Here is a 10,154-nt window from a genome sequence, read left to right as displayed (position 1 = left end):
GGCCAGCGCGGCGCTCGCGTCGTCGTCGGGAGGCGACTCCGCGACCCGGGGCTCGTCCACCCGTGCCTCGTCCACCCGGTCCTTGGTCACCCGTGGCCCGCGCCGCCGCGGGACGGCGTCGCGGTGAGCACGCCGAGGAAGCTCTGCGACCACTTGGCGACGTCGTCCGCCATGACCTTGCGGCGCAGCCTGCGCATGCGACGCCGCTGCTCGCGCGGCGGCATGTGCGCGGCCGCGACGATGGTGTCCTTCATGCCGTCGATGTCGTGCGGGTTGACCAGCAGAGGGCCAGGGGCGAGCTCGTCGGCCGCGCCGGTGAACTCGCTGAGCACCAGCACGCCCTGCTCGTCCGAGCGGGCCGCGATGTACTCCTTCGCGACGAGGTTCATGCCGTCGCGCAGGGACGTCACGAGCATGACGTCCGCCGCCAGGTAGAGCGCGGCCATCTCTGCGGGCGGGTAGGAGTGGTGCAGGTAGTGGATGGCGGAGTGCCCGAGCTCGCCGAACTCGCCGTTGATGCGCCCGACGAGGACCTCGACGTGCTCGCGCAGCTCCTGGTACGCGCCGACGTTCTCGCGGCTGGGGCTGGCCACCTGCACGAGCGTCGCGTGCTCGACGTCGAGGCGGCCGTCCTGCAGCAGCTCGCCGTACGCCTTGACGCGGTGCCGGATGCCCTTGGTGTAGTCGAGGCGGTCGACGCCCAGCATCATCACCTGCGGGTCGCCCAGGTCGGCGCGGATCTCCTTGGCGCGCGCCTGCACCTCCGGCTCGCGCGCGAGCGCGTCGAAGTGGTGGGAGTCGATCGAGATCGGGAACGCCGCCGCCCGCACGTGCCGGGCCGGGCCGCCGTCCTCGTCCGCCACCGTGATGATGGGCCCGCGGGTGCTGTGCTTGGTGAGCCTGCGCACCGACCGCACGAAGTTCGACGCGTCGCCGCCGCGCTGGAAGCCGATGAGGTCGGCGCCGAGCAGCCCCTCCACGATCTGGGTGCGCCACGGGAGCTGCTGGAACAGCTCGACCGCCGGGAACGGGATGTGGTCGAAGAAGCCGATGCGCAGGTCGGGGCGCAGCTCGCGGAGCATCTTCGGCACCAGCTGGAGCTGGTAGTCGTGCACCCACACGACCGCGCCCTCCGCCGCCTGCGCGGCCGCGGCCTCGGCGAAGCGCCGGTTGACGCGGCGGTACGCGTCCCACCACTGCCGGTGGTAGGTGGGCGGGGAGATGACGTCGTGGTAGAGCGGCCACAGGGTGTCGTTCGAGAAGCCCTCGTAGTACCGCTCGATCTCCGGCGCGCTGAGCGTGACGGGCACCAGCAGCATGCCGTCGGCCTCGAACGGCGCGTGCTCGAGGTCAGGGGCGCCGGACCAGCCGACCCAGGCGCCGTCCGCCTCCCGCATCACGGGCTCGAGGGCGGTGACCAGGCCGCCGGGGGACCGGTGCCAGTCCACCTCGCCGTCGTCGTCGACCGTGAAGTCGACGGGGAGCCGGTTGGCGACGACGACCAGGTCGTACCCGCCGTCCCGGTGATGGCTGCTTGACGATCCTTTGCCTGTCAATGGACCTCTCTCCAAGAGTTCTGCAGGATTCCGTCGGGCGACGTCCTCCCCTGGACAGGGTACCGAGAGCGTCCGTCCCTCGCCCCGGTGAAGGGCGGATCTCACACCTCCGGCTCCCGTCCAGGGCGCACCCCGGTCCTGCTCCAGACCTGCCCCGAACCTTCCCGGGCACCGCGCGGCACGGCGCGCCGGGGCAGGGGCGGACGACTACGGTGTGCCCCATGGGTGAGGTCGACGCGATGCAGGTCCCGGGGCGGACCCCGGTGCCCGACCCGCCGCCCGCACCGCGAGAGGACGGCGCCGTCCGGCATCCCGCGCGCGACCGCGGTCTCGCGGAGGGTGCGGAGGTCGGCGGCTACACCGTCGTCCGGCCCCTGGGCAGCGGCGCGATGGGCGCGGTGTACGAGGCCGTCGACGGCGGCGGCAACGCTGTCGCGCTCAAGGTCCTGCACGCGCACGTCGACGCCGACCCCGCCGGCCGTGAACGGCTGCGGCGGGAGGCCGCGTCGCTGCAGCGCCTGCGTCACCCCGCCGTCGCGCAGGTGCTCGACGCCGAGCTGGAGGGCCCGTACGCCTTCGTCGTCACCGAGCTGGTGGACGGCGTGACCCTGGAGGAGGAGGTGGACGAACGCGGACCGCTCGACGCCGCCGACGTCTTCTCCCTGGCCGACCAGCTCGCCGACGCGCTGGAGGCCGTGCACGACGCCGGCGTGGTGCACCGCGACCTCAAGCCGTCCAACGTGATGATCACCGCCCAGGGACCCGTGCTCATCGACTTCGGCATCGCGCAGGGCCCCGGCGACGCGCGGACCACGTCCGCGGGCTTCGTCATGGGCACCCCCGGCTACATCGCCCCCGAGCTGCTCGACGGCGGCGCCCCCGTCGCCGAGACCGACTGGTGGAGCTGGGCCGCGCTCCTCGCGTTCGCGGCCACCGGCCGCTCGCCCTTCGGCGTCCGGCCCACCGAGCTCGTGCTGCGTCGCTCCCGCGAGGGCAGGCCCGACCTCGTGGGCGTGCCCGCCCGGACCGCGCGGGCGCTCGCCGGCGCGCTCCAGGCCGACCCCGCCCGGCGCTGGGGGCCCACCGAGGTGGCCCGCGCCCTGCGCCACGACCTCGACGACGCCCTCGGCGGCGCCCCCGACCCGTGGGCGGAGCCGGACGCCACGCAGCGGATCGTGCAGGCCGCCGAGACGCAGCGGGTCTCCCTGCCGACGCAGGCCGTCGCGCCGGCGGCAGCCCCCGCGTCGTTCGCGCCCGCCTCCGGCGGCGCCACCGCTCCGACCGTGCCGACCATGCCGCCGCCCCCGCCTCCGTCCACCTCGGTTCCTGTCCCCGTGGCGTCGGACGCCGACCCGGGCGACCCCACCCAGACGATGACCGCCCTCGAGCGGGACCGGCTGCAGGCGCAGGACGGCGCGACCCGCGCTATCCCCGTCGGCGACGTCCGCTACAAGGGCTACGACCAGCTGGTCGAGGAGATGCCCCTCGCCCCGGAGCCGCCCGGCCCGTACGTGCGGCCGGTGCACCCGCGACGCACCGGGACCGCGTGCGCCGTCGGGCTCGTGCTCGTGGCGCTCGCGGCCACCCGGCCGCTGCTCGGGTTCGGCGTCCTTGTCGCGTTGGTGCTGCTGTGCCGCACCGTCGCGGCGTCGGGCGACGCGCTGCACCGGCGCCGGGAGCACAAGGGTGTCCGCGGCTCGGACGGGGTGGTGGGCACGCTCCTGTTCCCGTGGCACGCCCTCATGGGCCTGCTCGGGTCGATCCCCGCGGTGCTCGTCGGTGCGTGCGCGGGCCTGCTGACGCTGCTCGCCGGCTGGTGGCTGTTCGGTGCGGGGCACCTCATCGTGCTGCCGCGCGACGACGTCGAGGCGCGGTCCCAGGGCGGCATGAACGAGGCCGTCGTGTTCAACGGCGTGCTGGCCGGGGTGATGGTCGTCGCGCTCCTGGCCACCTGGTTCGGGCCCGCCGGGGCTGCCGCACGCGAGGGCGGGCGGACGCTGCTCCACCGGGTGGCGCCCGGCAAGGTGGGCGCCGTGGTGGTGGTGCTGGTCTGCCTGGGGCTCACCGCGTTCCTGGTCGCCCCCGTCCTCAGCGACCCGACGATCGACTGGTGGCCGCTCACCGAGGCGCCCTCCGTCCTGTGACGGGGACCCCTCGCTGACCTGCGCCCGGCTCCGGGCTGGTGCCCAGGTGGCGCAGGTAGGCTTCGCCCCGTCCGGCGCTGCCCGCGCCGCCCCGCTCCCCCGAGGACCTCGAGGACACGATGTCGAAGAACCCGAACATGTCGAAGGCCGAGCGCCGTGAGGCCGCGCGCGCCGAGGCGCTCGCGCTGCGCCAGAAGGAGCAGCAGCGCGACCGCCGCAACCGGATCATCACCCTGTCCGTGCTCGCCGTCGCGCTGGTCGCGCTCGGCGTCGTGGTCTGGATGATCCTGCAGCAGGGTGCGAAGAAGAACGTCGACGACATCGCCCTCGCGGACGCCACGCTGCCCGCGACGGCGCAGGACAACGGCGGCATCCCCGTCGGCAAGGACGGCGCGGCCGGCACCGACAACGGCGACGCACCCGTCATCGACGTCTACCTCGACTACATGTGCCCCATCTGCGGCCAGTTCGAGCAGACGAACGCCGACAGCATCGACGAGATGGTCGGCGCCGGTGACGCGACCGTCGTGTACCACCCGATCTCCATCCTGGACGCGCAGTCGCAGGGCTCGGAGTACTCGACCCGCTCGGCGTCGGCGGCGGCCTACGTCGCGGACAAGGCCCCCGACGCGTTCCCCGCCTTCCACGCCGCGCTGTTCACGAACCAGCCGAAGGAGGGCACCCAGGGTCTGACGGACGAGCAGCTCGCGTCGTACGCGAAGGACGCGGGCGTGCCCGATGACGTCTCGTCCGCGATCTCGGACGGGACCGCGCGCGAGACCTTCGGCCAGTACGTGTTCTCGGCCACGAAGGAGATCCAGAAGGACGACGGCTTCACCGGCACCCCGTACGTGCTGGTCGACGGCAAGGTCGTGTCGAACTGGAACGACCCGTCCGCCCTCAAGCAGGCCGTCACCGCCGCCAACAGCGCGGGCTGACGTCCCGCGGCACGGCCTGCCGGCTCCCGGTAGGCTGTGCCGCGCTCCCGCCGCCTTAGCTCAGCTGGTAGAGCTCCCGTCTTGTAAACGGAAGGTCGTCGGTTCGAATCCGACAGGCGGCTCCACTCCCGGCACGACGAGGGGGCGGACCGTGGCCCGGTCCGCCCCTTCGTCGTTCCTGAAGGTCTGAGGGCTCAGCGCGCGTCGCCCGCGGGGGGCCAGGCCGTGGGCTCGGCCCACTTCGGCGCGCGGCCGTCCCCGCTGGAGGTGTGCCGGATCCGGCGCTGCACCCACGGCACGACGTGCGTGCGGGCCCACTGCGCGTTGGCGCGTGCCCGCGCGACGAACGCCTGCGCGGGCAGGGGGTCGAGCGCGATGTCGTAGGCCGCGTCGTCGGGCTCGAGGCCCAGGCCGACCAGGCCGGCGTCGGCCACACGGCGGTGGCCCTCCGGGGTGAGGTGGATGCGGTCGTCGGACCACATGCGCAGGTCGAACAGCGGGTCGAGGCCCCACAGGTCCAGCACGTACGCCCCGTGCTTGCGGGCGACGGTCCAGATGTTCGCGTTGTACTGCCCCACGCGGCCGCGCGTCCAGCTCAGGCCGGCCCCGGCCTTGAAGCCGGTGCCGAGCAGGACGTCGGCCCCGGTCGCACGGATCTTCGCGACGCCCTCCTCGAGGCGGGCGGACAGCACGTCGATGTCGGCCTGGGGGCGCAGGATGTCGTTCCCGCCGCCGACGAGCGAGACCAGGTCGGGCTGCATCGACAGGGCGACGTCGACCTGCTCGTCCAGGATGTGGCGCAGCAGCCGGCCCCGGATCGCGAGGTTCGCGAACTCGAGGGCGGGCGCCCCGGCAGCGGTGCGCCGGACCGAGAGCGTGTCGGCGAGGCGGTCCGCCCAGCCGCGCTGCTTCGCGGTCGACTCGGTGCCGGCAGGGGCGGGGGAGCCGTCGTCGGACGGATAGGGATCCCACAGCCCCTCGGTGAACGAGTCGCCGATCGCGACGTACCGCGCCCACGTGGGGGGCGTCGCGTCGGGGGCCGTGCCGTCAGGGGTCGGGGTGGGGGCCTGCGTGGTCACGCCCGCCATTGTGCTCCTCGATGCGCGGTCGGCGCTCGGGGCGACAGCCGGGCTCAGGTCAGGCGCCAGTCCACGGGCGTGCCGCCCTGCGCCTCGAGGAGCGCGTTGACGCGGGAGAACGGTCGGGACCCGAAGAACCCGCGGTACGCGGACAGGGGGCTGGGGTGGGCGCTCTCCACGGTCGGTACGTCGCCGAGCCACGGTTTGAGCGACGCGGCGTCGCGCCCCCAGAGGATCGCGACGAGCGGGCCGCCCCGGGCGACGAGCGCCTTGATCGCAGCCTCGGTGACCTGCTCCCAGCCCTTGCCCCGGTGGGACGCCGGCGTGCCGGGGCGCACCGTGAGGACGCGGTTGAGCAGCATGACGCCCTGGTCGGCCCAGGGGCGCAGGTCGCCGGTCGACGGCGTGGGCACGCCGACGTCGTCGGCGAGCTCGGTGTAGATGTTCACCAACGACCGGGGCACGGGCCGCACCTGCGGCTGGACCGAGAACGACAGGCCCATGGGGTGCCCCGGCGTGGGGTACGGGTCCTGACCCACGACGAGCACCCGCACGTCGGCGAGCGGGCGGGAGAACGCGGCGAAGACGTGGGACCCGTCGGGCAGGTACGTGCGGCCGGCCGCGACCTCCGCGCGCAGGAAGTCGCCCATCGCGTGGATCTGCGGCTCGACGTCGGCCAGCGCGGCCGCCCAGTCGGGCGCCATGACCTGGTCGAGGGGCGGCCGGGTGCTCGTCGTCGTCTCCACGCTGGCGACGCTAGCGCACCCGCCCGCCCGACCTGTCAGAGTCACGTGGTGCCCTACCCGCACCTGGCTCTGACAGGTCGCGAGGCCCGGGAGCTGTCAGAACCAGGACTCGCCATGGCGTCACGTGGTTCTGACACGGGCGGGGTCGCGGTGCGGGATCGCGGCGCGCGGGGCGACGTCGCCGGGTCGGGCACGCGGACGCGCCATACTGGGACGCCATGAGCGAGATCCTGGTCCAGAAGGTCCAACCGGACCCGGAGGCGTCGGGCACGACGGCGGCCGAGCAGGCCACGACGTCGGCCGAGGGCGACCTCACCGACCGCGACCGCGAGATCCTCGCCTTCGAGCGGCAGTGGTGGAAGTACGCCGGCGCGAAGGAGCAGGCGGTGCGCGAGCTGTTCGGCCTGTCCGCGACGCGGTACTACCAGGTCCTCAACGCCCTCATCGACTCGCCGGCCGCCTTGGCGCACGACCCGATGCTCGTCAAGCGGCTGCGACGCATGCGCTCCACGCGCCAGCGCGCCCGCTCGGCGCGGCGCCTGTCGGACGGCCAGTCCTGACGACGCGGCGTCGTCGGCGTGGAGCAGCAGGCCAGGGCGACGCTGGGAGCACCCTGGACGGCCGGACGTTCGTACCGGCTACCCTGTCCGCCGTGAGCAAGAGCCATTACTCCTACCCGCCCGACGAGTTCGACGTCCGCGGGCCCGAGGGCACGCCGGTCGGTGTGCATCGTGAGCCTCGCAGCGGGTGGAGCTCCGTGTGGCCCTTCCTGCTGGTCGCCGTCGTCTTCGCCGGCATCGCCGTCGGAGTGGTGTCGTTCCTGTCCGACGACGGGCCCGACACGCCGCCGGCGGCGGAGCAGTCCACGGCGGCGGGCACCGACGAACCGAAGGCCACGGAGTCGCAGGACGCCGAGGGCGAGGAGACTCCGAGCGGCGACGCGAGCGAGGACCCGGCCCAGGACCCCACGGACGGGGAGTCGGACGACGCGTCCGCCGAGCTGCCGGGCGACCCGGGGGCGGCGAACCTCGCCGCGTCGGTCCTCGTGTTCAACGACATCTCGGGTGCCGAGTCGACCGGTCAGGCGGCCGCGGGACAGAGCGCCCTCGCGGGGGCGGGCTTCAGCGACGTCGGCGCGGCGAACGTCCCCGACGCCCTGGCGGGCGCCTACGACGACAGCACCGTGCTGTACGGCGCCGACCGCGCCGACACGGCCAGCGCCGTGGCCGAGGCGCTCGACATCGACCCGGCGAACGTGCAGGAGTCGGACGACGTCTCCGCCAGCCCCGAGGCCGTCTGGGTGGTGCTGAAGACGCCCGTCGGCTGACGGCCGGCGGCTCTCGGCCCGCCACCCTGGATGGCCGACATTCCGGACATCGGTGCTTCCCTTGCCTCGACCGCCGCTACTAGGCTCCTTCTCACCGTGGGGTGCCTGCCCTGCGGCCGAGTAGCACAAGGAGAAGTACATGGCCCAGGGCACCGTCAAGTGGTTCAACGCGGAGAAGGGGTTCGGGTTCATCACCCCGGCCGCGGGCGGGCAGGACCTGTTCGTCCACTACAGCGCCATCCAGAGCGACGGATACCGCAGCCTGGACGAGGGGCAGAGCGTCGAGTTCGAGGTCGGGCAGGGGCAGAAGGGTCCGCAGGCCGAGCAGGTCCGACCGCTCTGACCTCGCGGGCACGCTGACGCAGCACGAGGCCGGTGCCACCGCACGCACGGACGCGCGCGGGGGCACCGGCCTTCGTCGTGCCCGGGAAAGCTGCACGCCCTCGGCGAACGTCTTGCACTCGCCACCCGAGAGTGCCAATAATGGCTTAGCACTCTCGGTCGTCGAGTGACAGCCGCCCCCAGGGCGGGCGTTCTCTCAGGCCGCGGGTGAAGCACTCGGGTCGTTCGGTGAGACCCTCCGCGCGTGCGTGACCTGAACGTCGCGGGGTGGGTCGTCCGTCGCGGGCACCGGCCGGCCAACTCAGCCACCAGCGGAGGATCAGTCCCCATGGCCAAGATCATCGCGTTCGACGAGGAAGCTCGTCGGAGCATGGAGCGCGGGCTCAACCAGCTCGCCGACACCGTCAAGGTCACGCTCGGCCCCAAGGGCCGCAACGTCGTCCTGGACAAGAAGTGGGGCGCCCCCACGATCACCAACGACGGTGTCTCCATCGCCAAGGAGATCGAGCTCGACGACCCGTACGAGAAGATCGGTGCGGAGCTCGTCAAGGAGGTCGCCAAGAAGACGGACGACGTCGCGGGTGACGGCACCACCACCGCCACCGTGCTCGCCCAGGCGCTCGTGCGCGAGGGCCTGCGGGTCGTCGCCGCCGGTGCCAACCCGATCGCCGTCAAGCGCGGCATCGAGAAGGCCGTCGAGGCCGTCACCGAGCAGCTGCTGAACGCCGCGGTCGAGATCGAGACCAAGGACCAGATCGCCGCCACGGCCGCCATCTCGGCCGGCGACGCCTCCATCGGCGAGCTCATCGCCGAGGCCCTCGACAAGGTGGGCAAGGAAGGCGTCATCACCGTCGAGGAGTCGAACACCTTCGGCCTCGAGCTCGAGCTCACCGAGGGCATGCGCTTCGACAAGGGCTTCCTCGCCCGCTACTTCGAGACGGACCCGGAGCGCCAGGAGGCCGTCCTCGAGGACCCGTACGTCCTGATCGTCGAGTCGAAGATCTCGAACGTCAAGGACATGCTGCCGGTGCTCGACCAGGTCATGAAGGCCGGTCGCTCGCTGCTCATCATCGCCGAGGACGTCGAGGGCGAGGCCCTGGCCACCCTCGTGCTCAACAAGATCCGCGGCACCTTCAAGTCCGTCGCCGTCAAGGCCCCGGGCTTCGGCGACCGCCGCAAGGCCATGCTGCAGGACATCGCGATCCTCACCGGCGGCCAGGTCATCACCGAGACCGTCGGCCTCAAGCTGGAGAACGCGACCCTCGACCTGCTGGGCCAGGCGCGCAAGGTCGTCGTGACCAAGGACGAGACCACGATCGTCGAGGGTGCGGGCGACGCCGAGCTCATCTCGGGCCGCGTCAACCAGATCCGTTCCGAGATCGAGAAGTCGGACTCCGACTACGACCGCGAGAAGCTCCAGGAGCGCCTCGCCAAGCTGGCCGGCGGCGTCGCCGTCATCAAGGCCGGCGCGGCCACCGAGGTGGAGCTCAAGGAGCGCAAGCACCGCATCGAGGACGCCGTCCGCAACGCCAAGGCTGCGGTCGAGGAGGGCATCGTCGCCGGTGGTGGCGTCGCGCTGATCCAGGCCGGTGCCGCTGCGTTCCCGAAGCTGGAGCTCGAGGGTGACGAGGCGACCGGTGCGCAGATCGTGCGCGCCGCGATCGACGCCCCGCTCAAGCAGATCGCGATCAACGCCGGCCTCGAGGGCGGCGTCGTGGCGGAGAAGGTCCGCAACCTCACCCCGGGTCACGGCCTCAACGCCGCGACCGGCGTGTACGAGGACCTGCTGGCCGCGGGCGTCAACGACCCGGTCAAGGTCACGCGCTCCGCGCTGCAGAACGCCGCGTCGATCGCCGCGCTGTTCCTCACCACCGAGGCCGTCGTGGCCGACAAGCCGGAGCCGGCCTCGGCCGCTCCGGGTGGTGGCGACGGCGGCATGGGCGGCATGGACTTCTGATCCAGCCTGCCTGAGCCGGCGCCCACGCGCTGACGCACGACGGCGGCCGGTCACCCCGCGAGGGG

At 73.0% G+C, this 10,154-nt stretch carries 9 protein-coding genes and 1 tRNA gene; 7 read left to right on the top strand and 3 right to left on the bottom strand.

Annotation, left to right across the window (positions count from 1 at the left end):
* Nucleotides 1-86 precede the first annotated feature (86 nt).
* A complete protein-coding gene (locus ACFT55_RS15880) occupies nucleotides 87-1,556 on the bottom strand; it encodes a trehalose-6-phosphate synthase (protein WP_380244806.1) in 1,470 nt (489 codons plus the stop codon).
* 221 nt (nucleotides 1,557-1,777) lie between these two features.
* Between ACFT55_RS15880 and ACFT55_RS15875 the strand changes: the two genes are divergently transcribed.
* The 3 genes from ACFT55_RS15875 (at nucleotide 1,778) to ACFT55_RS15865 (ending at nucleotide 4,763) form a co-directional block, all read left to right on the top strand.
* Entirely contained in the window at nucleotides 1,778-3,700 is a 1,923-nt protein-coding gene (locus ACFT55_RS15875; RefSeq protein ID WP_380244805.1) for a protein kinase, read from the top strand.
* Nucleotides 3,701-3,819: 119 nt separating this feature from the next.
* Complete coding sequence (locus tag ACFT55_RS15870) at nucleotides 3,820-4,638, top strand: DsbA family protein (protein ID WP_380244804.1); 819 nt, start codon at nucleotides 3,820-3,822, stop codon at nucleotides 4,636-4,638.
* 49 nt (nucleotides 4,639-4,687) lie between these two features.
* Nucleotides 4,688-4,763 (top strand) — tRNA-Thr (locus tag ACFT55_RS15865).
* Nucleotides 4,764-4,832: 69 nt separating this feature from the next.
* Here the strand turns inward: ACFT55_RS15865 and ACFT55_RS15860 are convergent.
* Together ACFT55_RS15860 and ACFT55_RS15855 are read right to left on the bottom strand one after the other, a co-directional pair.
* Nucleotides 4,833-5,726 carry an SGNH/GDSL hydrolase family protein gene (locus tag ACFT55_RS15860; RefSeq protein WP_380244803.1) on the bottom strand — a complete coding sequence of 298 codons (894 nt, stop codon included), beginning with the start codon at nucleotides 5,724-5,726 and terminating at the stop codon, nucleotides 4,833-4,835.
* A gap of 44 nt (nucleotides 5,727-5,770) precedes the next feature.
* Nucleotides 5,771-6,421 (bottom strand): uracil-DNA glycosylase, encoded by a 651-nt coding sequence (locus ACFT55_RS15855; RefSeq protein WP_380244807.1) that lies wholly within the window; start codon nucleotides 6,419-6,421, stop codon nucleotides 5,771-5,773.
* A 260-nt stretch (nucleotides 6,422-6,681) separates the two neighbouring features.
* Here ACFT55_RS15855 and ACFT55_RS15850 point away from each other — a divergent pair, with 260 nt between their 5' ends.
* The 4 genes from ACFT55_RS15850 to groL all read left to right on the top strand — a co-directional run bounded on the left by ACFT55_RS15850 (nucleotide 6,682) and on the right by groL (nucleotide 10,089).
* Nucleotides 6,682-7,023, top strand: coding sequence for a DUF3263 domain-containing protein (locus tag ACFT55_RS15850; protein ID WP_380244802.1), 342 nt, complete (start codon nucleotides 6,682-6,684; stop codon nucleotides 7,021-7,023).
* Between the two features lie 92 nt (nucleotides 7,024-7,115).
* Nucleotides 7,116-7,790, top strand: coding sequence for a LytR C-terminal domain-containing protein (locus ACFT55_RS15845; protein WP_380244801.1), 675 nt, complete (start codon nucleotides 7,116-7,118; stop codon nucleotides 7,788-7,790).
* Between the two features lie 139 nt (nucleotides 7,791-7,929).
* The gene (locus tag ACFT55_RS15840; protein ID WP_380244800.1) at nucleotides 7,930-8,133 is read left to right on the top strand and encodes a cold-shock protein; all 204 of its coding nucleotides are present in this window, start codon (nucleotides 7,930-7,932) and stop codon (nucleotides 8,131-8,133) included.
* Between the two features lie 327 nt (nucleotides 8,134-8,460).
* Nucleotides 8,461-10,089: a chaperonin GroEL gene (gene groL / locus ACFT55_RS15835; protein WP_380244799.1), complete on the top strand. Its 1,629-nt coding sequence runs from the start codon at nucleotides 8,461-8,463 to the stop codon at nucleotides 10,087-10,089.
* The last annotated feature ends 65 nt before the right edge of the window (nucleotides 10,090-10,154 follow it).

Source organism: Isoptericola sp. NPDC057191, assembly GCF_042670225.1.
Classification (GTDB): Bacteria; Actinomycetota; Actinomycetes; order Actinomycetales; family Cellulomonadaceae; genus Isoptericola.
The sequence above is the reverse complement of the archived record's forward strand: the minus strand, read 5'-3'. Positions and strand labels throughout refer to the sequence as shown.

Bases quoted from the DNA above. Each gene is read 5' to 3' on its own strand.
- ACFT55_RS15855 (WP_380244807.1), bottom strand. From the start codon at position 6,421: ATGGCGCCCGACTGGGCGGCCGCGCTGGCCGACGTCGAGCCGCAGATC.
- ACFT55_RS15860 (WP_380244803.1), bottom strand. From the start codon at position 5,726: ATGGCGGGCGTGACCACGCAGGCCCCCACCCCGACCCCTGACGGCACG.
- groL (WP_380244799.1), top strand. From the start codon at position 8,461: ATGGCCAAGATCATCGCGTTCGACGAGGAAGCTCGTCGGAGCATGGAG.
- ACFT55_RS15870 (WP_380244804.1), top strand. From the start codon at position 3,820: ATGTCGAAGAACCCGAACATGTCGAAGGCCGAGCGCCGTGAGGCCGCG.
- ACFT55_RS15840 (WP_380244800.1), top strand. From the start codon at position 7,930: ATGGCCCAGGGCACCGTCAAGTGGTTCAACGCGGAGAAGGGGTTCGGG.
- ACFT55_RS15850 (WP_380244802.1), top strand. From the start codon at position 6,682: ATGAGCGAGATCCTGGTCCAGAAGGTCCAACCGGACCCGGAGGCGTCG.
- ACFT55_RS15875 (WP_380244805.1), top strand. From the start codon at position 1,778: ATGGGTGAGGTCGACGCGATGCAGGTCCCGGGGCGGACCCCGGTGCCC.